Below are 21,662 nucleotides of genomic sequence, written 5' to 3' on the forward strand. Positions count from 1 at the left end.
GGAGAAAAAAGCCCATCCGAAGATGGGCTAAAGTTTCCACGGCAACTACTCCCGACGCGAAAGCGCCGGGCAAAACAAATCAATTAAACGCTGTAGTACAGCTCGAACTCAACCGGGTGCGGCGTCATGCGAACGCGGTCGTTTTCTTCGGTACGCAGCGCGATGTAAGCGTCGATCGCTTCATCGGTGAACACGCCGCCAGCGGTCAGGAACTCGCGGTCTGCGTCCAGCGCTTGCAGGGCTTCTTCCAGAGAGCCGGCAACCTGTGGGATCTCTTTCGCTTCTTCTGGCGGCAGGTCGTACAGGTTTTTGTCCATTGCTTCGCCTGGGTGGATCTTGTTCTTGATACCGTCCAGACCGGCCATCAGCAGTGCTGCGAAGCACAGGTATGGGTTAGCCGCAGGGTCCGGGAAGCGCACTTCGATACGACGCGCTTTCGGAGACGCCACCACCGGGATACGAATAGACGCAGAACGGTTACGGGCAGAGTAAGCCAGCATCACCGGTGCTTCGTAGCCTGGGACCAGACGCTTGTAGGAGTTGGTGGTCGGGTTCGCCAGGGCGTTGATCGCTTTAGCGTGCTTGATAACACCGCCGATGTAGTGGAGCGCCTGCTCAGACAGACCCGCGTACTTGTCGCCAGAGAACAGGTTGGTGCCGTTCTTGGACAGGGACATGTGGCAGTGCATACCGGAACCGTTGTCGCCGAACATTGGTTTTGGCATGAAGGTCGCGGTTTTACCGAAACGGTGCGCAACGTTGTGCACAACGTATTTGTAGATCTGAATCTCATCCGCTTTTTTGGTCATGGTGTTGAAGCGGGTAGCGATTTCGTTCTGGCCAGCCGTCGCCACTTCGTGGTGGTGCGCTTCAACAACCAGGCCCATCTCTTCCATGATCAGACACATGGTAGAACGGATGTCCTGTGAAGAATCGACCGGAGGAACCGGGAAGTAACCGCCTTTCACGCCAGGACGGTGACCTTTGTTACCGCCTTCGTATTTGGTGGAAGAGTTCCATGCGCCTTCGATGTCATCGATAGCCACGTGGGAGCCAGAAATGGAAGCACCGAAACGGATGTCGTCGAACAGGAAGAACTCTGGCTCTGGCCCGAACAGAACGGTGTCTGCGATGCCGGTAGAGCGCAGGTACTCTTCAGCGCGTTTTGCGATGGAGCGTGGGTCACGGTCATAGCCTTGCAGCGTGCCGGGTTCCAGGATATCGCAGCGGATGATCAGCGTAGGTTCTTCGTAGAACGGGTCAATGAGCGCAGTGGTTGCATCTGGCATCAGAACCATGTCGGATTCGTTGATGCCTTTCCAGCCGCCAATGGAGGAGCCGTCAAACATTTTGCCTTCTTCAAAGAATTCGGCGTTCACCTGATGAGCAGGGATCGTGACGTGCTGTTCTTTACCTTTGGTATCGGTGAAGCGCAGATCAACAAACTTCACTTCATGTTCGTTCAGCATCGTCAAAACGTGTTCAGCGGACATACTTAACTCTCCAGATTGGTCATTGTCGTCGTGGTAACGAGGTCTTCAAATCGGCTGGGCTGCCATATTTTTACTGTATTTCTGTAAAGCGAAATCTGTGCCAACTTTTAAAACACCCCCAAAAGGCGTTATCATGCGCACCATAGTGCAGAAGGGCTGCACCACATTGGATTCGTTGCACCATTATAGTGCTTCAATGTGAACATTGAGCACCATATTGGTGCAATTTACGTTAAAGTGCCCTTTTACCGCTCCGTGAAAGCGATCACAAAGCATCTCTGCAATACTTGTTTGCGGGGGATGTTTGTGATCCTGTTTTGTAGTGCGATTAATCCGTGTACAATAACGCGCTATTTCTAAATGCCTGAGGCAAAGTTGTGATCGAAAAATTGCGTAATATCGCCATCATCGCGCACGTCGACCATGGTAAAACTACCCTGGTTGATAAGCTGCTACAGCAGTCTGGTACGTTTGATGCTCGTGCCGAAACTCAAGAGCGTGTGATGGACTCCAACGATTTGGAGAAAGAGCGTGGGATTACCATCCTCGCCAAAAACACCGCTATCAAATGGAATGACTACCGTATCAACATCGTTGATACCCCAGGGCACGCCGACTTCGGTGGTGAAGTTGAGCGCGTGATGTCCATGGTGGATTCCGTGCTGCTGGTGGTTGACGCATTTGATGGCCCTATGCCGCAAACGCGCTTCGTGACCAAAAAAGCATTTGCCCACGGCCTGAAACCTATCGTTGTGATCAACAAGGTTGACCGTCCTGGCGCGCGTCCTGACTGGGTTGTTGACCAGGTATTCGACCTGTTCGTTAACCTCGACGCGACCGACGAGCAGCTGGACTTCCCTATCGTTTATGCCTCTGCGCTGAACGGTATCGCGGGTCTGGATCACGAAGACATGGCTGAAGACATGACTCCGCTGTACCAGACGATTGTTGACCGCGTTCCTGCGCCAAACGTTGACCTGGAAGGCACCCTGCAAATGCAGATCTCCCAGCTCGACTACAACAACTACGTTGGCGTAATCGGCATTGGTCGTATCAAGCGCGGTAAAGTGAAGCCTAACCAGCAGGTCACTATCATCGATAGCGAAGGCAAAACCCGTAACGGTAAAGTCGGTAAAGTCCTGACTCACCTGGGTCTTGAGCGTATCGAGAGCGACATCGCTGAAGCGGGCGACATCATCGCCATCACCGGTCTGGGTGAGCTGAACATCTCCGACACCATCTGCGATCCGCAGAACGTCGAAGCGCTGCCAGCCCTGTCCGTTGATGAACCAACCGTATCTATGTTCTTCAACGTCAACACCTCTCCGTTCTGTGGTAAAGAAGGTAAGTTCGTTACCTCTCGTCAGATCCTTGACCGCCTGAACAAAGAGCTGGTGCACAACGTTGCGCTGCGCGTTGAAGAAACCGAAGACGCTGATGCATTCCGCGTTTCTGGTCGTGGTGAGCTGCACCTGTCCGTTCTGATTGAAAACATGCGTCGTGAAGGTTTCGAGATGGCGGTTTCCCGTCCGAAAGTTATCTTCCGCGAAATCGATGGCCGTAAACAAGAGCCGTTCGAAAACGTAACGCTGGACGTTGAAGAGCAGCACCAGGGTTCTGTGATGCAGGCGCTGGGTGAGCGTAAAGGCGACCTGAAAAACATGAATCCAGATGGCAAAGGCCGCGTACGTCTCGACTACGTGATCCCAAGCCGTGGCCTGATCGGCTTCCGTTCTGAGTTCATGACCATGACCTCCGGTACGGGTCTGCTGTACTCCACCTTCAGCCACTACGACGACGTGCGTCCGGGCGAAGTGGGCCAGCGTAACAACGGCGTGCTGATCTCCAACGGTCAGGGTAAAGCGGTTGCGTTTGCGCTGTTCGGTTTGCAGGATCGCGGTAAGCTGTTCCTGGGTCACGGTGCTGAAGTTTACGAAGGCCAGATCATCGGTATTCACAGCCGTTCTAACGACCTGACGGTAAACTGCCTGACCGGTAAGAAACTGACCAACATGCGTGCGTCCGGTACTGACGAAGCAACGGTTCTGGTTCCACCGATCAAGATGACCCTGGAGCAGGCTCTGGAATTCATCGATGATGACGAACTGGTCGAAGTGACGCCTCAGTCAATTCGTATCCGTAAACGTCACCTGACCGAGAACGATCGTAAACGTGCTATGCGCGGTGCGAAAGAAGAGTAATTCGGTTATGCCGTAGGCCGGGTAAGCGCAAGCGCCACCCGGCAACGAAAAAGCCGCTGAGCGATCAGCGGCTTTTTTATTAGAACGAATACCGTAACCCTAACCGAATCCGGTACTGCTCGCGGTTGTAATCATTCCATCGGTCCAGCCACTGAAGTTCGAGGTACGGCAGCCAGTTTCTGTCGATCTTATAGCTGAACTTGTTGGTTATTTCCCAGTGATGGTCTTTGCCATTTTTGCTGTGGTAATCATTTATCCGCTGGAAAAAGTGCGGCTCAAAGGTGTAGAAAAACGCATCCGTCACTTTGAAATTCCAGTAGTTGGCGAATTCGTGCGTGTCGTTCTTATCCATCTGCCCGTTATAGTCCGGCGTATCGTAATTATTATGGTTATAGCGATAGCGGAACGTCAGATTAAACCCGTCCGTGAATTTATAGTTGGTATCTAAATACACCGCGCCACCCGAACCGGCGCTGCTGTCGTTGATCAACCCGCCGGGCTGAAAGGTGAGTTTATCCGTCGGTTTAAAGAGCGGATACCACCCCTCTATTTCGTTATAGCTGTGCTTGAGCTCATCCCATCTCCCCACGTTGTAGGCGTTGGTGAACATCAACCCCGCGCCCATATCGAAGTTATAGCCCGCACGCAGGATCACTTCGTGCAGCTCAGAGGCCGTATTGTAGGCTTCACGGGTTTCAACATAGGCCCCGGCGAATACCGGGCAGGACACAGACGACACGATCAGTACAGTGATGATTCTTTTCATAATTTGTCCATGTATCAGGTACAGAAAGGCCTCCCTCCTGATGAACAGGAAGGAAATACGGGCCGAATTTATTGTTATAAAGTGACTGCTGACGCTTTATTGTTGGATGTTATCTCAGGGGAATTCGCTGACTGTTTTTTCCGTTTTCCAATCTCCTCGATGATAAAGGCGAAGCGCGCTTCGTTGAGTTTATAAAACAGCCCCATGGTCACGGCGGCGACGATTGCCAGGCCGCACGGCCAGAGGAAAATAAGCTGACGCAAACCCAGCAGCGTGCCCGCGCTCTGCACGGCGTGGGGAACGTAGCCGATCTGGGTCAGCATGATGCCGGGCAGGAAGCCGGCGAGGGCGGCGGAGATTTTGCGCGAGAAGGTGTAGCCGGTGTAAACCGATCCCTCGGCGCGGATGCCGGTTTTCCACTCGCCGTAATCAACGGTATCCGGCACCAGCGCCCAGTTCAGGCTGTTTACAAATGCAGTGCCGAAGAAGGCCATGCAGGAAAAGAGCACGAACAGCAGGGAGCTGGTTCCCCAGAAGAAGTTCAGCACGTCGCCCACCGCCCACAGCGCCAGCCCGCCCAGATAGACGGGCTTCTTGCCAAAGCGCTTCACCGCGCCGGGCACCAGAAACACGCCAATCAGAATGCAGCCCATGCTGAAAAAGCCCATCCACGACAGTAAATGCAGGTCGTTCAGCACGTACTGGGTGTAATAGACCTGAATCGCCAGCTTGATGTTAAACGCGGCGAGGGTGCAGAGGTTGGCGATGCACAGCACCAGCAGCGGCGGATTGCGAAAAATCGCACAGAACGATTTCAGAATGCCGGGCTTATGGTGATCGGGCGTGAGCTCGACGTAGCGCTCTTTCACCCCGCTGTAGCACCACCACATGCAGAACAGGCCGCCGGTGACGAACACCAGCGCGGCCACCAGATAGCCGAGAGAAGGCTGGGTGACGAACAGCGCCTGAATGGGCATAAAGCCGACGGTGCAGAGCAACAGCCCCACCGTTGCACCGCCCTGACGCCACGCGGCAAGCTGCGCGCGCTCGTTTGGGTTTTTGGTGATAGCCGGTACCATCGCACCGTAGGCACAGTTCATCAGGCTGTAGCAGAGCCCAAACATCATGAACAGCACGGTGGCGATAGCCGTTTTGACCGTCAGGCTAAAGTCGTTGTCCATAAACTGCGCCGTCGCGACCAGCGCCACCGGTACGGAGGCATACAAAATGAATGGCCGGAATTTTCCCCGCGCGCCGATGTTTCGCCGGGAATCCAGCAGCACCCCGGTAAGCATGTCGGTAAAGGCGGTAAAAAACTTTGCCACCAGGAAAATAATGCCGCCGTAGAACGCGGGCATCCCCAGTTCATCGGTGTAAAACTTCAGCAGGTACAGCGTGCCAATACACAGCATCAGATTCGAGCCAAAATCGCCCATCCCGTAGGCGCACTTCTCTCGCAGGCTCAATTTCAGGGTTAACGGATCAGTATTGTGTGTCATGGTCGATCCTCAGAGCGCCCCGCAGGGCGCTCTATCACGTCATTTATGCCGTACGTTTGCGCAGTTCGATCTCTTCCACGATGCGCACATACATCTTCTCGTTGAGGTTGTAGAAGCAGCCCATCGCCACGATGGTGATGACCGCCAGCAGGCTCGGGTAGATAAATATCAGCTGCCGCAGCCCTTCAACCGTCCCGGCGGACTGCACCACGTTGGGCACATAGCCGATCTGCGTGAGCATGATCCCCGGGAAGAAGCCCGCCAGCGCCTGCGAGACCTTACGGAAGAAGGTAAAGCCGGTATAGACCGTCCCCTCGGAGCGCACGCCGGTGCGCCACTCGCCGTATTCCACGGTATCGGACACCAGCGCCCAGTTCAGGCTGTTCACGAACGCGGAGCCGAAGAACGCCAGGCAGGAGAACGCCACAAAGCTCACCGAGCCGCCGCCGAAGAAGTAGTTAAGCAGATCGCCCGCCACCCAGATCATCAGCCCGCTGATGTAGACCTTTTTCTTGCCGAAGCGCCGCACCGCGCCGGGCATCATAAAGACGCCGATAAAAATACAGCCCATGCTGAAGAAGCCCATGTACGACAGCAGGATCGGGTCGTTCAGCACGTACTGCGTGTAGTAGACCTGAATGGCGAGCTTAACGTTAAACGCGCCCAGCGTGCACAGGTTCGCGATGCACAGGATAAACAGCGGACGGTTCCCGGCAATGGCGCGAAACGACTGCAACAGCCCCGGCTTTTGCGCCGGGTTAGCAGGCTGCGTCTCGACGTAACGCTCGGTGACGCCCTTATAGCACCACCACATAAAGAACAGCCCGAACAGCGAGAAGAGGGTGGCGGCAAAGATGTAGCCAAGCTGGTCGTTGCCCTCAATCAGGTTCATCACCGGGACAAAGCCCACCGTACAGAGCAGCAGGCCGAGCGTGGCGCCGCCCTGACGCCAGGCCGCCAGCGAGGCGCGCTCGTCCGGGTTTTTGGTGATGGCGGGCACCATCGCGCCGTAAGAGCAGTTCATCATGCTGAAGAACAGGCCGTACAGCATGAACAGCACCGTCGCCATCACCGTTTTGCCGGTCATCTCAAATGGCGTACCGACGAAGTTGGCAATCGCCAGTAAGGTCACCGGGAAGGCGGCATACAGCACGAACGGGCGGAATTTCCCTTTCGGGCCAATCTTGCGCCGGGAGTCGAGCATGATCCCGGTGCCCATATCGGTGAAGGCGGTAAAGAATTTGGCAATCAGGAAGATGATCCCGCCGTAGGTGCCGGGCAGCCCCAGCACGTCGGTGTAAAACTTCAGCAAATAGAGCGTGCCGATATCCAGCAGGATGTTAGAGCCGAGATCGCCCATCCCGTAGGCGAGTTTTTCTTTAAACGGCAGGCGTAGGGTTGCCGGATCGGAAGTATGTTGACTCATTATTGTTCTCCGTCTGCCCGCAGGTTTTCCTGCGGGCGAGCCTTATCAGATATCACGTAAGGTGCTAAACAGATCTGCCCATTCGCTGTGCTGGCGATAGAAGACCGGCGGCTTGCCGATCGGGGCATCAACGGTCACGTCACCGCCCTGGCAGATTTCCCCCGTCCACGCATTGACCCAGCTGTCCTGCGGCAGATAGAGCGACCAGTCCCGGCGGCCCTCTTCATGAACCGGTGCCACCAGCAGATCGCGGCCAAACAGGTACTGGTATTTCAGCGTGTAGGCGCGCGCGTCGTCCTCGTAGTGCAGGAACAGCGGACGCATCACCGGCAGGCCGCTTTTCGCGTTTTGCGCGACCGCAGCTTTGATGTACGGCTTCAGGGTAGTGAACACGGTGGTCATGCGCGCAAAGTGCGCGATGGTTTCCGCATCGCCGTCGAACTGCCAGTTGTCGCCAGGGCGGTTGCCCTCGTGGGTACGCATCATCGGCGTAAAGGCGCTGAAGTCGCACCAGCGCAGGAGCAGCTCCTTACTGCGCTTCATCTCGAACAGGGTGGTATAGCCGCCGATGTCGCTGTGGTGCAGACCATGCCCGGTCATCGCCAGGGAGAGTGCTGCGGGCACGACGGACGCCAGACCGTCGTCCAGGCTCCAGTCAACGTTCTGATCCCCCGCCCACATCATCACCGAGTGCTTCTGGCTGCCGGTGTAGCCCGCGCGCATGAAGAACAGGATCTCCCCGAGCTTGCCGGTCTCTTCCAGCGCCTCGTAGTTACACTTCGCCCACAGGGCAGGCCAGGCGTTATGCATGATCTCCGCGCTGACGCCGTTGTGCAGGAAAGTATCGGTCGGCAGATATTCCCCGAAATCGGCCATCCAGCCGCCGCAGCCCAGTTCGATCAGGTTCTTTTTAATGACCTCTTTGTACCATCCGTAGGCTTCCGGGTTGGTCAGGTCGATAACGCCCGCGTAGAACTCGCCGAATTCAACGTGGTAATCCTCGCCGTCGGCGTTTTTGGTCAGATAGCCGCGTTTCGCCGCCTCTTCGCAGAGATCTTTATCGCTGGCGACGTACGGGTTGATATAGGAGAGGAACTGTACGCCTTCCTGCTTCCATTGCCCGATCCGCTCGTCAAGCTGCGGATAGAGCTCGCTGTTCCACTTCCAGTTCCACATCACGCGTTTGCCGAAGGAGGTCATGCGGATGCCGGACCAGTCCTGCGCCCAGATGCCGTTCACCTTCACGCCGCCCTCGCGCATGGCGTCGAGCTTCTGCTGGCACACCCCGGTGCCGCCCTGGATGCCCAGCGTCACGCCGTCGTAAACCCAGTCCGGCAGCTCAGGCTGACGCCCCAGCAGGCCGGTCAGTTTTTCCAGCAGATCGACGTAGGTTTGTGCACATTCGAAGCGCAGCGTGGCGTTATCTTCCCAGAACGCCAGCTCGTGGAAGTCCGGCGCGCTGAAGTCAAAGTTCATGTAGCAGCTGTTATCCACGTGGCAGTAATACTTCTGGGTGCTCACGAAGGTAGGCTGCGGGAAGAAGGTCCAGTAGTAATCGCCGCCCGCGTTCTCTTTGCAGTCAGCCTGCCAGGTGACGTAGGTCTGCTTGTTGCGGCCCACGCCCTGCTCGCTGGTCCACAGCGGGAACGGCTTGCCGCGCAGATCGAAGTACGAGAACTGCTCGCCGCAGCCGTAGATATGATCTTCAGGCTGCGCCGCCAGCCGCAGCCAGATGCGGTTATGACTGGCGGCATCATTTTTCAGCTTCAGCTCCAGACGGCCTTCCGCATCCACGCCCACCAGCAGCGTGGCGCTCACCGCATCGCCGCGGGTAAAGCGGATGGCCCAGCCGCCGCTTTGCTGCGTGACGGTCGCGTCCGTCAGGGCAATCTTTTCGTTGAGCTTGTCTTTAATGCTGAAATTGCCGCGAAACATCTCGATATCGGCCTCGCCTGCACCGATCCACAGGCAAGGCGCTTCTTCGGAGTGGGACAAAATCAGGCGATCCTGCCAGCGCAGGGTGAAGCCACGTTCGTTATTTTTCAGGTCAATATTGTGTAGGGTACGCATAAAAACTCCGTCTTTATTATTTGGCCTGGCTATCCAGCAATCCGGCGGCGACGGCAGGCGCTAAGCCCGGCGCCAGCGGCAGGCGGGGGATCACCAGGCAGTGCAGCAGATGGTAAATATCCTGCTTACCGTCCCAGACTTTGGTGGTCACTTCGTTATTGGTGTCCAGCTCCTGCCACCAGGAACCGTTTTCGTAATCCATCAGGTACGTGATGCAGTAATCCCACCACTTCTGATACCAGGCTTCGTACTGCGCTTCGCCGGTCACGGTATAGAGGGCATAGGCCGTGCCCATCGCCTCGACGATGGGCCAGCGCACGCGTTCGCGAACGATAGGCTTGCCGTCCCAGCCCACGGAGTAGACAAACCCGTCGGCGCCGTCGGGTGCCCAGGCGTCGCGGATGGTGGCGTGGAACAGGCCTTTCGCATCTTCCAGCAGCCACTCCGGCGGGGTTTCAAAGCGCGCTTCCAGCGCGGCGCGCAGGTGCAGCATCAGGCGGCCCCACTCAATCCAGTGCCCCGGCGTGCCGCCGTAAGCGCGGAAGCGGTGAGCAGGGTTATCGATGTTGTAATCGCGGATCGGGTTCCAGTCGGTGTCGAAATGCTCGTTAACGCGATACTCACCTTTGCGTGCCACGTCGTGAATAATCACCGAGGCGATGCGCAGGGCGCGGTCAAGCCACTTACGATCGTGAGTTACGTCATAGACAATCAGGAAGGCTTCCACGGCGTGCATGTTGGCGTTACCGCCGCGGTAATCTTCCGTTTTGCTGAAGGCTTCATCCCAGGACTCAAGGCACATTTGCTCCTGTTCGCTCCAGAAGTAGCGCTCAATCACCTCAATGGCATCGTCCAGCAGCCTGCGTGCCTGCGGGTGGCCGGTGGTGACGGCGCTCGCCGCGCCCAGCAGGACGAAGAAGTGCTGATAGCCCTGCTTGGAGGCATCCATTACGCCTTCATCGTTTACGCAGGCGTACCAGCCGCCGTGCTGTTTGTCGCGCAGCGGGCCGTTGAGGGCATTAATGCCGTGTTCAACCAGGGCATACGCGCCGGGACGGCCCATGTTTGCCGCCACCGCGTACACGTGCAGCATACGAGCGGTGATCCACAGATGGGTGCCCATATCGCTGCGAACCTGCCCGTTATTGCCCAGCCAGCCAAAGCCGGTCGGTACGGCGGCGTTTTTGCCGAAATCAAGAATGCGGTCGGTCTCTTGTTCGAGCCAGCGGTTGTGGCTCAGGGTGTTAAACCATTTCATGTTCGGGTCCTTTCTTAACGGCGAGCCATCATTTCGTCGACGATCTCACCCAGACGCTGAAGTTTTGGTACGGAAATATCACGCAGCATCAGCTCGGTATCCGGCAGGCCAATCACCGAGGACCAGACGGCGCGACCGGCTAAAAAGCCCGATGCCCCTGCCTGCATCGCCACGCTCACGGCGCGCGGGAACAGCTTATCGTCCACGCCGGAGGAGAGGATCACCCACGGCATGGCGATGTTCTCGTTCAGCTTCTGCGAGGCCGCCAGCAGTTCCTGCTGCGTGCCCTTACCAAACAGCGGCATCTCCACCTTGTAAAGGTCGGCACCGCTGTCGCCCAGCTCTTTCGCCGCATCGATAATCGCCTGTTCGCGGTTAAATTCGGCTCCGCGACGCGGCGGACGTACCACCGGCTCGATAATGCTCAGCAGCCCGTTGTCGTGGCACAGCGTATTGAACGCTTTCACCATCTCCAGGCGCTGCTGCGGATCTTCATCGCTACGCCACAGCACCAGCAGCTTCAGCGCCTTGCCGCCGTCGCGTTTGACCGCCTGGGCGTCGATGCTTTTGTCGATCACCACGCTGTCGACCGGAATACCGTTCCCCGGAATGAACTCGTCGGCGGCCACAATCATCGCGCAGCTGTTGGCTACGGCCTGCTGCTCGACAATCTGGCGATAGCAGAACTGCTGGTCGACGAGGATCGCAGAGGCGTACGGCGACAGAATTTTCGCCGCGTTGACCTTAAAATCCGTCAGGTGCTGGTCGGTTACCGGCACGGGCGCGCCTGCGGCGGCAAACATCAGGCGCATCGCTTCGCGCTGATCCACGGCCAGCATTGCAAAACCGCCGGAAGGTCGGGTGATATCTTTCAGGGTGTACATCGTCATTCCTCAGTCCTTTCGTATCAGTGTGATTTTTTCAGCCCGGCAGATGCGCGAACCTGTTCAAGAATGGCCGTCCAGTCTTCGCGCCCGCGCCCGGCGGCGCGAGCCTGGTTGTAAACTTCGCGGGACGCCGCGCCCAGCGGCATCGGAACGTGGAGCTGGTTAGCCACGTCCAGGGCGATCCCGAGATCTTTATGCGCAAGGTCGATCATGAAGGCGGGTGAAAGATCCCCTTTCAGTACCTTGTTCGGCCATGATGTGGTGAAGTGGCCTTTACCCGCCGGCGTGCCGCTCATCACCTTCAGCGCCACGTCAAAGGAGAGGCCAAGCGCTTCACACAGCACCGCCGCCTCGGCGGAAAGCGCGTTCAGGGCGATGCTCATGTAGTTATTGATGAGCTTCACGCGGATGCCCATGCCCGGCCCGCCGGCGTTAATCAGCTCATTGCCCATCGCCATTAAGACGGGGGTGGCGCGTTCCACCTGCTGCGCGGTGCCGCCCGCCAGCAGGAGCAGCGTGCCGGCGATGGCATGGTCAGACGTGCGTCCCACGGGCACGTCCATCAGGCTGAAGCCCCGCTCAGCCATGTCGCGGATCAGCGCGTCGGTTTGCAGCGGGTGGATGGTGGACATATCAATCACCAGCGCGTCGCGGGATAACCCTTCGCACACGCCGTGCTCGCCGAACAGTACGCTGCGCACCAGGTCGCCGTTTGGCAGCATGGTAATGACGAATTCGGCGTCCGTTGCGGCCTGAGCGGGCGTAGCCGCCGCCCGTGCACCGCTCTCCGCCAGCGCCTGAACCGCCTGCGGGTTCACGTCAAAGACGTTAAGCTGGTGACCTTGCTTCAACAGATTCTTCGCCATTGGCGCGCCCATCTGCCCTAAACCGATAAATGCGATTGCTGACATGCCTCTCTCCTGTCACATCGTGTCAATTTCTGCGCGCTTGTGTTGTCTGTTTTTGATCGTATTTGTAATTTATAGTCAAAAAATTGACACGGGTCACTTTTTAAACATTTGGTGAAATTAAAATGAAGGCATCAGAAATCGCAGAAGGAATCACCATGACTCGCATCGTTTGTGTCGGCATTACCGTGCTGGATCGTATCTGGTATCTCGATGATTTACCGAAAGAAGGTGGGAAATATGTCGCAAAAGACTACACGGAAGTGGGCGGCGGCCCGGCGGCCACGGCGGCGGTGGCCGCGGCAAAGCTGGGTGCTGAAGTGGATTTTATTGGCCGGGTGGGGGACGACGATACCGGCAGACGGCTGCTCGCGGAGCTGGAATCCCTGGGGGTGAACACCCGCTACACGCGCGTGTTTAACGGTGCCCGATCGTCACAATCCGCGGTGCTGGTGGATGGCAGCGGGGAGCGCGTTATAGCGAATTACCCCAGCCCCGATCTCCCTGCCGAGGCAGACTGGCTGCATGAAATCGACTTCTCCCAGTGGGATATTGTATTAGCAGACGTGCGCTGGCATGACGGGGCAAAACAGGCATTTACCCTGGCCCGTCAGCAGGGTGTACCGACGGTGCTTGATGCGGATGTCACCCCGCAGGATATCGCGGAACTGATCGCCTTAAGCGACCACGCGGCTTTCTCCGCGCCGGGGCTGCGCCGCCTTACGCAGCGGGACGAAACGGAAAATGCCCTGAGAAAAGCACAAACGCTCACAAATGGACATGTGTATGTCACGCAGGGGCGAGACGGCTGCTTCTGGCTGGAAAATGACACGCTATGTCATCAGCCTGGCTTTGAGGTGAACGTCATTGATACCACCGGGGCGGGCGACGTTTTCCACGGTGCGCTGGCGTTCAGCCTGGGACAGCAATCCACCGCCGCAGACGCCGTGCGTTTTGCCAGCGCCGTCGCAGCGCTGAAATGCACAAAGCCCGGCGGGCGCGCAGGTATACCCGACTGTGATCAAACCCGCTCTTTTTTGTCACTTTTTGTATAAAATGCGGGGCGTGATGGTTTTCAGAGGACAGCCCATGAGCCTTACCGAACTGACCGGCAACCCGCGTCACGATCAGCTGCTGACGCTGATTGCCGATCGTGGCTATATGAACATTGATGAACTGGCGCAGCTGCTGGACGTGTCGACGCAAACGGTGCGCCGGGATATCCGTAAGCTCAGCGAGCAGGGGCTGATTACGCGTCATCATGGCGGCGCGGGCAGGGCGTCCAGCGTGGTAAATACGGCGTTCGAGCAGCGCGAAGTCTCGCTGACCGAAGAGAAGCGGGCGATTGCCGAAGCCATTGCGGACTATATTCCCGATGGCTCCACCATCTTCATCACCATCGGCACGACCGTGGAGCACGTTGCCCGGGCGCTGCTTAACCATAATCATCTGCGCATCATCACCAACAGCCTGCGGGTGGCGCATATTCTGTATAAGAACCCGCGCTTTGAAGTGATGGTGCCGGGCGGCACGCTGCGCCCGCACAACGGCGGCATTATCGGCCCGGCGGCGACGGCGTTTGTGTCGGGCTTTCGGGCGGACTATCTCGTGACCAGCGTCGGGGCGATTGAACACGACGGCGCGATGATGGAATTTGACGTCAACGAAGCCAGCGTGGTGAAAACCATGATTGCCCACTCCCGCCACATTTTACTGGCGGCCGATCATACGAAATACCACGCCTCCGCGGCGGTTGAAATCGGCAACGTGGCGCAGGCGACGGCGCTGTTCACCGATGAGCTGCCCGGCTCGGCGCTGCAAAACCACCTCAAATCCAGCAAGGTTGAAGTTGTCGAAGTCAATTCCGGAGAAGAGCAGCAGGCTGGCTGACCTTCTGATGGCCCGATATGTCGATTCGGGCCTTTCCTTTCTCTAAGCTGAATCTGGCGCATAGCTAAAGTTTCTCTTTCCCGCTACAGTTACTTTTCCACGGCGAAAGGAGATAAACATGCTTTATATCTTTGACTTAGGAAATGTAATCGTCGATATCGATTTTAACCGGGTGCTGGGCGCATGGAGCGATTTTAGCCGTGTTCCGCTGGCGACGTTAAAGCAGAATTTCGCGATGGGCGAGACTTTCCATCTGCACGAGCGCGGTGAGATTAGCGATGAAACGTTCGCAGAGCGTTTCTGCCAGGAAATGGGTCTCTCGTTAAGCTACGAGCAGTTTTCCCACGGCTGGCAGGCCATATTTGTCGCGATCCGCCCCGAAGTGATCGACATCATGCATAAGCTGCGCGAGCAGGGGCATCGCGTTGTTGTGCTGTCTAATACCAACCGCCTGCATACCACCTTCTGGCCGGATGAATACCCGGAGATCCACGCGGCGGCTGATAAAGTGTATCTCTCCCAGGAGATGGGGATGCGTAAACCGGAGGCGCGCATCTACCAGGCGGTGTTGCAGGAAGAAGGATTCACGGCGGCGGATGCGGTCTTTTTTGACGACAACGCCGATAATATAGAAGGGGCTAACCAGTTAGGCATCACCTCCGTTCTGGTGACCGGAAAAGAGACGATACCTAACTACTTTGCGAAGCAGTTATGCTAAAAACCGTTCATCAAAAAGCCAACCACCACACGCGCCCACTCAGGGCGTGGCTGAAACTCCTCTGGCACCGCATTGATGAGGACAACATGACCACGCTGGCAGGCAATCTCGCCTACGTGTCATTGCTCTCGCTGGTTCCGCTGGTGGCGGTGATTTTTGCGCTTTTTTCGGCGTTTCCGATGTTTGCCGATGTGAGCATGCAGCTTCGTCATTTCGTCTTTGCGAACTTCATTCCTGCCACCGGCGACGTGATCCAGAACTACATCGAACAGTTTGTCGCTAACTCCAGCAAAATGACGGCGGTGGGGGCGTGTGGGCTGATTGTCACCGCGCTGCTGCTGATGTACTCCATCGACAGCGCGCTCAACACCATCTGGCGGAGCAAAAAAGTTCGCCCGAAGGTCTATTCCTTTGCCGTCTACTGGATGATATTAACCCTCGGCCCCTTGCTGGCGGGGGCGAGCCTGGCGATCAGTTCCTACCTTCTTTCGCTGCGCTGGGCGAGTGATTTAAACAGCGTGATCGATAACATGCTGCGCATCTTCCCGCTGATTTTATCGTGGCTTTCGTTCTGGCTGCTTTATAGCGTGGTGCCAACCACGCGTGTACCTAACCGGGATGCCGTGGTTGGCGCGCTGGTCGCGGCGTTGCTCTTTGAGCTGGGCAAGAAGGGATTTGCGCTTTATATCACCATGTTCCCCTCTTATCAGCTGATTTACGGCGTGCTGGCGGTGATCCCCATTTTGTTTGTCTGGGTCTACTGGACGTGGTGTATCGTCTTGCTTGGCGCCGAAATAACTGTCACTCTCGGGGTTTACCGCGAACTCAAAAAAGCAGCAGAAGCTGAAAAACAACAAGAAGCAGACCAACCATGATTGCATTAATTCAGCGCGTAACCCGTGCCAGCGTCACCGTGGAGGATGAGGTGACGGGTGAAATTGGCCCAGGACTTTTGGTGCTCCTGGGTGTCGAAAAGGATGATGACGAACAAAAAGCCAACCGCCTGTGCGAGCGCGTGCTGGGCTACCGGATTTTCAGCGATGCGGAAGGCAAGATGAACCTGAACGTTCAACAGGCTGGCGGCAGCGTGCTGGTGGTCTCCCAGTTTACGCTGGCCGCCGATACCGAGCGCGGCATGCGCCCGAGTTTTTCGAAGGGCGCGGCACCGGATCGCGCAGAAGCCCTTTACGCGTATTTTGTTGAGCGCTGTCGCCAACAGGACATGAATACACAAACCGGACGATTCGCTGCGGATATGCAGGTTTCGCTGGTGAACGATGGCCCCGTCACATTCTGGCTCCAGGTTTGAGCCAGCTGGCGGCCTGGCCGCGGGTAACAAGAGAGAGTACAGCTATGTATCACCTTCGAGTACCGCAAACGGAAGAAGAGTTAGAGGTTTATTACCATTTCCGCTGGGAAATGCTGCGCAAGCCATTACATCAGCCGAAAGGATCTGAACGCGACGCCTGGGATGCGATGGCGCATCATCAGATGGTGGTGGATGAAGAGGGCAACCTCGTCGCCGTGGGGCGTCTGTATATCAATGCCGATAACGAAGCCTCTATTCGCTTTATGGCCGTTCACCCCTCCGTGCAGGACAAAGGCCTCGGAACGCTGATGGCGATGACGCTGGAATCCGTTGCCCGTCAGGAAGGGGTTAAGCGCGTCACCTGTAGCGCCCGCGAAGATGCCGTTGAGTTCTTTGCCAAGCTCGGTTTTGTGAATCAGGGTGAAATCAGCGCCCCGCAAACCACACCGATTCGTCACTTTTTGATGATCAAACCTATCGCCACCCTGGATGATATTCTCCATCGCGCCGACTGGTGCGGACAGCTCCAGCAGGCGTGGTATCAGCACATACCGCTCAGTGAAAAAATGGGCGTGCGTATTCAGCAGTATACCGGGCAAAAATTTATCACCACCATGCCGGAAACCGGCAACCAGAACCCGCACCATACTCTGTTTGCCGGGAGCCTGTTTTCTCTCGCCACGCTCACCGGCTGGGGGCTGATCTGGCTGATGCTGCGCGAGCGTCATCTCGGCGGCACTATTATTCTTGCCGATGCCCATATTCGTTACAGCGCGCCGATCAGCGGCAAGCCGAGCGCGGTGGCCGACCTGGGCGCATTGGGTGGCGATCTCGACCGCCTGGCGCGCGGACGTAAAGCACGCGTGCAGATGCAGGTTGAGCTGTTTGGCGATGATACGCCAGGTGCTGTGTTTGAAGGCACCTATATCGTTCTTCCTGCGAAGCCGTATGGCGCGTATGAAGAGGGGGGGAACGAGGAGGAGTAACCTCCTCTTTACTCTCGCCCGGCATGCTGAATGCGCCAGGCAATATCCCGCATTACGTCTCGTGCTGACTGGCTAATTCCACCCAACTGGAAGAAGCCGTGTATTACACCCTGCCATTGCTGAGCGGTACATTTCACGCCTTGCTCGGTGAGGCGCTGATAAAGCGCCTCGCCTTCGTCGCATAACGGATCATACTCAGCGATAACGATATGGACATTCGGCAGGCCCCTAAAGTCCTTGCGCCAAAGTGGGCTGACCTCAGGATGCTGGCGGTCGGCTCCGGCCAGATACATTTCATAGCCGCTCAGAAGGGTATCGCGAGTAATCACATAATCTATGCCATTGAGGGTATAGCTTTCAAAACTGGCCGTGGCGTCAAGCATGGGGTAGATAAGAATGAGCTGCGCCGGATCCCAGAGACCTTTGGCCTTGAGCCGAAGCGCGGTTACCAGCGCAAGATGTCCTCCCGCACTGTCTCCACAAAGCGTAATCCGGTGATTATCCACGCCTAACTTCTCTGCGTTTTGCCAGACAAGTTCTGCCGCTCTCTCTGCATCGTCATGCGCAGCGGGGAACGTATATTCGGGGGCGAGTCTGTACTGAACCGCAATGACCCGGCAATTACCGTAAAACGCCAGCTGGCGAAGCTGATTATCATGGGTTTCAAACCCACCGCTGACAAAACATCCACCATGATAGTAAAGGGCAGACGGTAACGTTTCTGGAGCATTGAGAGGCGAAAATACCCGAAAGGTCAGATCCTCAAGAACAAGCGTTTCAATCTGGACGCGCGTTTCTGTCACCCCAGCCAGCGCTGTGCTGGCTACATACCCGGCTCTCCGGTCATCAATACTCTGTTTCCGAGAGGAAGGCCGTCCTGCTGCAATAAACTCTTGAACAAGCTTATCAATACCCTTTTCCAGCGCCATGGCTACGTCCTTTTACTGTGTTTTTATACAGTTTATAGCCTGCTTTACAACAGATGAAAACAAAGAAGTGTGAAAAGGTGAACGTTCTGGAAAGCGGCTCGCAAAATTCATTTTTCCCAAAAAAATGCACTTTAACCCTAAAGTATTTAAGCGTATTTTGCCTGAAAATTAACCGCAGATGATATACTAAGGTGATATATGAGTCTTTTGGCGGATTTTGAGATGGGCAGAATATTGATTGATTTGTCTGATGACGTAATTCAACGGCTGGATAACCTGAAGCAGCTGCGTAACCAGCCCCGCGCCGAATTGCTTCGGGAAGCCATTGAACAATATCTCGATCAGCAGAGTTCTTCGGTAATTCGTGATGCGCTTGGTTTGTGGGGAAATCAGCAAGAAGATGGGCTGGAGTACGAACGCAAGCTGCGTGAGGAGTGGTAATCATGGAACACATGGCAGTGTTTGATACCAATATTCTCATCGATCTCTTTAACAATCACGTAGAAGCTGCCGATACGATCGATCGTACGGCCTCGCATCGGGCGATTAGTCTTATCACGTGGATGGAGGTCATGGTCGGCGCGCGCAGGCATGGTCATGAAGCGAAAACGGCAGCTGTCATGGGCGCTTTTGAAATTATCGACGTTTCGCGGGATATCGCTGAAAGAAGCGTTGTGCTCCGTGAGAAACACGGGATGAAACTACCTGATGCCATCATTTTGGCCACAGCCCAAAGCAGAAATTGTCCCCTGGTGTCCCGCAATACTAAAGACTTTGCCGGAATAGCCGGGGTTGTTTCCCCTTACCAGCTATAGGCCGGGCAAGCTCGCGCCGCCCGGCACGCTTACAGGAGATTACTCCCCTTCACCCGGGAACAGGAACGGGTTAATCGAGCTACGGGCAAAGCCCTCCTGCTCCATTTTGGCGTCCAGAATCAACGAGGCGAGATCGTCGGCCACCGCTTCGACTTTCGGGTCTTTTTCCTGATACAGAATCTTCAGGTAAGTCCCGCAGTCGCCGCAGCTTTCGGCTTTCACCGCCGCGTCTTCATTTTCCAGCGACCAGTAGTTGAGATCGCGAGTCTGCTCGCAGTTGCTGCACTTGATGCGCACCACGTGCCACTCGGTTTCACACAGGTTGCAGTGCAGGTAGCGCAACCCCTGCGTGGTGCCAATCTGCACCATGCTGGAGACCGGCATTGAGCCGCACACCGGGCAGAACTGGCGCGCTTCGCCGTATTCGGCGCGGGCTTTGCCCGGGATCAGGCTCGCCATTTGCGCCCAGTAAAGCGACAGCGCAGCCCAGATAAACGGCGCTTTATCGCTGCTGACCAGCGAGAAGTCGGAGGCGAACAGCGCGCTCGCCATCTCTTCCAGCTCCTGATCGGAGGCTTTTTCCAGGTTCTCAATGACCGCCAGCGCCGTGCCGCTCATCTCCGGCTTCAGCTCGGCAATCAGCGAATGCAGCAGCTTATGCCAGTGCTTGTCGCGCGGCAGGACGTGAATATCCAGCGGTGGCTTGCCCTGCTCGTTAGCTTCTTTGATGCGCGCGGTCAGGTCCATTTGCAGCGGGTGATCGTACAGCACCACCTCCTGCGCATGGGCGACCAGCGCGGCAAAACGCAGAAAATCGCCCAGCGGGTTGTTCTCTGCCAGCTCGCGCAGACGCTCTGCGCGGCGGTTGTAGAGGTTCTTGAGTCTGGGGAATAACAACGGCGGAATATACTCCGCCGTACGTTTCTCGCTCGACCCCAGCTCATCTTGCGGGATTATGCGAATACTCATTCAGATGACTTTTCCTGTTTCTGGCGGACTTCACGGTACCAGCGCGGGTGATGTTTCTTCGCCCACGTTTTGGTTACCCATCCTTCCACCATCGCGGTAATGGTGCCTTTCACCCAGAGGGCGGCGTAAATATGCACCATGATAACCACAATTAACGCCACTGCGGCAAATGAATGCAGCATTAACGCAAATCGGATCACCGGGATTGAGAAAGCAGGCGCAAAGTACGGACGCCAGATGATCACGCCGCTCACCAGCAACAGGACCAGGAAGATAATCGCCGCCCAGAATACGCATTTCTGACCGAAGTTATAACGCCCGGTATCACCCACTTCCTCGTTGACGACGATCTTACGAATATTCTTCGCCCAAAAGATATCATCCCGATTGATTAGGTTATGGTGCCAGTAGCGGAAAAACATGATGATAAACGAGGCAAACATCACCACACCCACGAATGGGTGAAGGATGCGCGCCAGCTGCGGCGTGCCCAGGATCTGCATCAGCCAGTTGAAGGAGGGGAAAAAGAACCCCAGCCCGCTTATCGCCGCCAGCATGAAGCAGAAGGCGGTGACCCAGTGGTTGATGCGTTCCGGCGCGGTGTAGCGCACGATGGTGTCACGTTTTCTCATTTGCGCACCTCGTCTTTCTCTTCATGCAGATTATCGTCTTCCTCTTCCGCGCGGTTCGGACCGACGCCGACGTAGTGGAAGATGCTCGCTGCAAAGGTAGCCGCAAAACCGACCGCGGCCAGCGGTTTCCAGATGCCTTTCCAGAACTTCACGGTGGCGCTGATTTCCGGGTTCTCCGGCAGGCCGTGATACAGGTTCGGCTTGTCGGCGTGGTGCAGCACGTACATCACGTGCGTCCCGCCAACCCCGGCCGGATCGTACAGGCCTGCGTTATCGTAACCACGGGTTTTCAGCTCGCCCACGCGCTCTGCCGCCAGCGTTTTCATATCCTCTTTGGAGCCAAAGTGAATAGCGCCGGTTGGGCAGGTCTTCACGCACGCTGGCTCCTGGCCGACGTTTACGCGGTCTACGCACAGGGTACATTTGTAGACGCGGTTGTCTTCCGGGTTCATGCGCGGCACGTCGAACGGACAGCCCGCGATGCAGTAGCCGCAGCCGATGCACTGCTCGGACTGGAAGTCGACGATGCCGTTGGCATACTGAATGATAGCCCCTTCTGACGGACACGCCTTCAGGCAGCCCGGATCCGCACAGTGCATACAGCCGTCTTTGCGGATAAGCCATTCCAGTTTGTCGTTCTGCTCCACTTCCGAGAAACGCATTACCGTCCAGGACTTGGCGGTCAGGTCTGCCGGGTTGTCGTACACCCCGACGTTGTGACCCACTTCGTCACGGATGTCGTTCCACTCTGAACAGGCCACCTGACAGGCTTTACAGCCGATACAGGTGGTCACGTCGATAAGCTTCGCCACTTCCTGCTGGTGGTCCCGCGCCTGAGGCGCGGGCGTGAAACCGTTAGTCGCGGAACGACGGATAATGTCTTGAGATTGATAAGCCATAAGTCGT

General features: G+C 56.6%; 21 protein-coding genes. 9 read left to right on the forward strand and 12 right to left on the reverse strand.

Annotation, left to right across the window (positions count from 1 at the left end; genetic code table 11):
* Positions 1 to 83: 83 nt before the first annotated feature.
* Positions 84 to 1,493, reverse strand: coding sequence for a glutamate--ammonia ligase (gene glnA / locus INF58_RS16995; protein ID WP_003861925.1), 1,410 nt, complete (start codon positions 1,491 to 1,493; stop codon positions 84 to 86).
* 377 nt (positions 1,494 to 1,870) lie between these two features.
* Between glnA and typA the strand changes: the two genes are divergently transcribed.
* Positions 1,871 to 3,694 carry a ribosome-dependent GTPase TypA gene (gene typA, locus INF58_RS17000; protein WP_006808726.1) on the forward strand — a complete coding sequence of 608 codons (1,824 nt, stop codon included), beginning with the start codon at positions 1,871 to 1,873 and terminating at the stop codon, positions 3,692 to 3,694.
* A gap of 79 nt (positions 3,695 to 3,773) precedes the next feature.
* On the opposite strand, the gene ompL is transcribed toward typA, so the two are convergent.
* The 7 genes from ompL to yihU all read right to left on the reverse strand — a co-directional run bounded on the left by ompL (position 3,774) and on the right by yihU (position 12,511).
* Positions 3,774 to 4,460 (reverse strand): porin OmpL, encoded by a 687-nt coding sequence (gene ompL, locus INF58_RS17005; protein WP_045260222.1) that lies wholly within the window; start codon positions 4,458 to 4,460, stop codon positions 3,774 to 3,776.
* 74 nt (positions 4,461 to 4,534) lie between these two features.
* Entirely contained in the window at positions 4,535 to 5,959 is a 1,425-nt protein-coding gene (locus tag INF58_RS17010) for an MFS transporter (protein ID WP_193528157.1), read from the reverse strand.
* 43 nt (positions 5,960 to 6,002) lie between these two features.
* Positions 6,003 to 7,385, reverse strand: a complete 1,383-nt coding sequence (locus INF58_RS17015) for an MFS transporter (RefSeq protein ID WP_049138041.1) — start codon at positions 7,383 to 7,385, stop codon at positions 6,003 to 6,005.
* Positions 7,386 to 7,430: 45 nt separating this feature from the next.
* Positions 7,431 to 9,455, reverse strand: a complete 2,025-nt coding sequence (locus INF58_RS17020) for an alpha-glucosidase (RefSeq protein WP_193528158.1) — start codon at positions 9,453 to 9,455, stop codon at positions 7,431 to 7,433.
* Between the two features lie 16 nt (positions 9,456 to 9,471).
* Positions 9,472 to 10,713, reverse strand: a complete 1,242-nt coding sequence (yihS, locus tag INF58_RS17025; protein ID WP_063865419.1) for a sulfoquinovose isomerase — start codon at positions 10,711 to 10,713, stop codon at positions 9,472 to 9,474.
* Positions 10,714 to 10,727: 14 nt separating this feature from the next.
* Positions 10,728 to 11,603: a sulfofructosephosphate aldolase gene (gene yihT, locus INF58_RS17030; protein ID WP_045260226.1), complete on the reverse strand. Its 876-nt coding sequence runs from the start codon at positions 11,601 to 11,603 to the stop codon at positions 10,728 to 10,730.
* A gap of 17 nt (positions 11,604 to 11,620) precedes the next feature.
* Positions 11,621 to 12,511, reverse strand: a complete 891-nt coding sequence (gene yihU / locus INF58_RS17035) for a sulfolactaldehyde 3-reductase (RefSeq protein ID WP_039265623.1) — start codon at positions 12,509 to 12,511, stop codon at positions 11,621 to 11,623.
* Between the two features lie 155 nt (positions 12,512 to 12,666).
* Here yihU and INF58_RS17040 point away from each other — a divergent pair, with 155 nt between their 5' ends.
* From INF58_RS17040 to fabY, 6 genes are all read left to right on the forward strand, one after another.
* Positions 12,667 to 13,563 carry a sugar kinase gene (locus INF58_RS17040; protein WP_193528159.1) on the forward strand — a complete coding sequence of 299 codons (897 nt, stop codon included), beginning with the start codon at positions 12,667 to 12,669 and terminating at the stop codon, positions 13,561 to 13,563.
* A gap of 34 nt (positions 13,564 to 13,597) precedes the next feature.
* Positions 13,598 to 14,398, forward strand: a complete 801-nt coding sequence (locus INF58_RS17045) for a DeoR/GlpR family DNA-binding transcription regulator (RefSeq protein WP_063865422.1) — start codon at positions 13,598 to 13,600, stop codon at positions 14,396 to 14,398.
* 118 nt (positions 14,399 to 14,516) lie between these two features.
* The gene (yihX, locus tag INF58_RS17050; RefSeq protein ID WP_063449678.1) at positions 14,517 to 15,116 is read left to right on the forward strand and encodes a glucose-1-phosphatase; all 600 of its coding nucleotides are present in this window, start codon (positions 14,517 to 14,519) and stop codon (positions 15,114 to 15,116) included.
* Complete coding sequence (locus tag INF58_RS17055; protein ID WP_063449679.1) at positions 15,110 to 15,991, forward strand: virulence factor BrkB family protein; 882 nt, start codon at positions 15,110 to 15,112, stop codon at positions 15,989 to 15,991. Before yihX ends, INF58_RS17055 begins: the two co-directional genes overlap by 7 nt.
* The gene (gene dtd, locus INF58_RS17060) at positions 15,988 to 16,425 is read left to right on the forward strand and encodes a D-aminoacyl-tRNA deacylase (protein ID WP_063449680.1); all 438 of its coding nucleotides are present in this window, start codon (positions 15,988 to 15,990) and stop codon (positions 16,423 to 16,425) included. The genes INF58_RS17055 and dtd overlap by 4 nt, the downstream gene beginning before the upstream one ends.
* A gap of 44 nt (positions 16,426 to 16,469) precedes the next feature.
* On the forward strand, positions 16,470 to 17,411 hold the full coding sequence (gene fabY, locus INF58_RS17065) for a fatty acid biosynthesis protein FabY (protein ID WP_063449681.1): 942 nt from the start codon (positions 16,470 to 16,472) through the stop codon (positions 17,409 to 17,411).
* 8 nt (positions 17,412 to 17,419) lie between these two features.
* Here the strand turns inward: fabY and INF58_RS17070 are convergent, their stop codons facing one another.
* Positions 17,420 to 18,340: an alpha/beta hydrolase gene (locus tag INF58_RS17070; protein WP_193528160.1), complete on the reverse strand. Its 921-nt coding sequence runs from the start codon at positions 18,338 to 18,340 to the stop codon at positions 17,420 to 17,422.
* Positions 18,341 to 18,538: 198 nt separating this feature from the next.
* Between INF58_RS17070 and INF58_RS17075 the strand changes: the two genes are divergently transcribed.
* Together INF58_RS17075 and INF58_RS17080 are read left to right on the forward strand one after the other, a co-directional pair.
* A complete protein-coding gene (locus INF58_RS17075; protein WP_063449683.1) occupies positions 18,539 to 18,781 on the forward strand; it encodes a CopG family transcriptional regulator in 243 nt (80 codons plus the stop codon).
* A gap of 2 nt (positions 18,782 to 18,783) precedes the next feature.
* Positions 18,784 to 19,155: a type II toxin-antitoxin system VapC family toxin gene (locus INF58_RS17080; RefSeq protein ID WP_077221056.1), complete on the forward strand. Its 372-nt coding sequence runs from the start codon at positions 18,784 to 18,786 to the stop codon at positions 19,153 to 19,155.
* A 39-nt stretch (positions 19,156 to 19,194) separates the two neighbouring features.
* Here INF58_RS17080 and fdhE read toward each other — a convergent pair whose 3' ends face one another.
* From fdhE to fdxH, 3 genes are read right to left on the reverse strand one after another with little or no spacing between them, the layout of a single operon-like run.
* Positions 19,195 to 20,124, reverse strand: coding sequence for a formate dehydrogenase accessory protein FdhE (gene fdhE, locus INF58_RS17085; protein WP_003861956.1), 930 nt, complete (start codon positions 20,122 to 20,124; stop codon positions 19,195 to 19,197).
* Complete coding sequence (gene fdoI, locus INF58_RS17090; RefSeq protein ID WP_015569914.1) at positions 20,121 to 20,756, reverse strand: formate dehydrogenase cytochrome b556 subunit; 636 nt, start codon at positions 20,754 to 20,756, stop codon at positions 20,121 to 20,123. The genes fdhE and fdoI overlap by 4 nt, the downstream gene beginning before the upstream one ends.
* The gene (gene fdxH, locus INF58_RS17095) at positions 20,753 to 21,655 is read right to left on the reverse strand and encodes a formate dehydrogenase subunit beta (protein WP_003861960.1); all 903 of its coding nucleotides are present in this window, start codon (positions 21,653 to 21,655) and stop codon (positions 20,753 to 20,755) included. The genes fdoI and fdxH overlap by 4 nt, the downstream gene beginning before the upstream one ends.
* Between the last annotated feature and the right edge of the window lie 7 nt (positions 21,656 to 21,662).

It is taken from the genome of Enterobacter cloacae complex sp. P24RS (genome assembly GCF_014982165.1).
In the GTDB taxonomy this organism is placed as follows: Bacteria; Pseudomonadota; Gammaproteobacteria; order Enterobacterales; family Enterobacteriaceae; genus Enterobacter; species Enterobacter quasihormaechei.

What these genes read in the sequence shown, in the direction of transcription:
- INF58_RS17080 (WP_077221056.1), top strand. Translation starts at nt 18,784, where the DNA reads ATGGAACACATGGCAGTGTTTGATACCAATATTCTCATCGATCTCTTT.
- INF58_RS17010 (WP_193528157.1), bottom strand. Translation starts at nt 5,959, where the DNA reads ATGACACACAATACTGATCCGTTAACCCTGAAATTGAGCCTGCGAGAG.
- yihU (WP_039265623.1), bottom strand. Translation starts at nt 12,511, where the DNA reads ATGTCAGCAATCGCATTTATCGGTTTAGGGCAGATGGGCGCGCCAATG.
- yihS (WP_063865419.1), bottom strand. Translation starts at nt 10,713, where the DNA reads ATGAAATGGTTTAACACCCTGAGCCACAACCGCTGGCTCGAACAAGAG.
- fdoI (WP_015569914.1), bottom strand. Translation starts at nt 20,756, where the DNA reads ATGAGAAAACGTGACACCATCGTGCGCTACACCGCGCCGGAACGCATC.
- ompL (WP_045260222.1), bottom strand. Translation starts at nt 4,460, where the DNA reads ATGAAAAGAATCATCACTGTACTGATCGTGTCGTCTGTGTCCTGCCCG.
- dtd (WP_063449680.1), top strand. Translation starts at nt 15,988, where the DNA reads ATGATTGCATTAATTCAGCGCGTAACCCGTGCCAGCGTCACCGTGGAG.
- INF58_RS17055 (WP_063449679.1), top strand. Translation starts at nt 15,110, where the DNA reads ATGCTAAAAACCGTTCATCAAAAAGCCAACCACCACACGCGCCCACTC.
- yihT (WP_045260226.1), bottom strand. Translation starts at nt 11,603, where the DNA reads ATGACGATGTACACCCTGAAAGATATCACCCGACCTTCCGGCGGTTTT.
- yihX (WP_063449678.1), top strand. Translation starts at nt 14,517, where the DNA reads ATGCTTTATATCTTTGACTTAGGAAATGTAATCGTCGATATCGATTTT.
- INF58_RS17040 (WP_193528159.1), top strand. Translation starts at nt 12,667, where the DNA reads ATGACTCGCATCGTTTGTGTCGGCATTACCGTGCTGGATCGTATCTGG.
- INF58_RS17015 (WP_049138041.1), bottom strand. Translation starts at nt 7,385, where the DNA reads ATGAGTCAACATACTTCCGATCCGGCAACCCTACGCCTGCCGTTTAAA.
- fdxH (WP_003861960.1), bottom strand. Translation starts at nt 21,655, where the DNA reads ATGGCTTATCAATCTCAAGACATTATCCGTCGTTCCGCGACTAACGGT.
- fabY (WP_063449681.1), top strand. Translation starts at nt 16,470, where the DNA reads ATGTATCACCTTCGAGTACCGCAAACGGAAGAAGAGTTAGAGGTTTAT.
- INF58_RS17075 (WP_063449683.1), top strand. Translation starts at nt 18,539, where the DNA reads ATGAGTCTTTTGGCGGATTTTGAGATGGGCAGAATATTGATTGATTTG.
- glnA (WP_003861925.1), bottom strand. Translation starts at nt 1,493, where the DNA reads ATGTCCGCTGAACACGTTTTGACGATGCTGAACGAACATGAAGTGAAG.
- INF58_RS17070 (WP_193528160.1), bottom strand. Translation starts at nt 18,340, where the DNA reads ATGGCGCTGGAAAAGGGTATTGATAAGCTTGTTCAAGAGTTTATTGCA.
- INF58_RS17020 (WP_193528158.1), bottom strand. Translation starts at nt 9,455, where the DNA reads ATGCGTACCCTACACAATATTGACCTGAAAAATAACGAACGTGGCTTC.
- INF58_RS17045 (WP_063865422.1), top strand. Translation starts at nt 13,598, where the DNA reads ATGAGCCTTACCGAACTGACCGGCAACCCGCGTCACGATCAGCTGCTG.
- fdhE (WP_003861956.1), bottom strand. Translation starts at nt 20,124, where the DNA reads ATGAGTATTCGCATAATCCCGCAAGATGAGCTGGGGTCGAGCGAGAAA.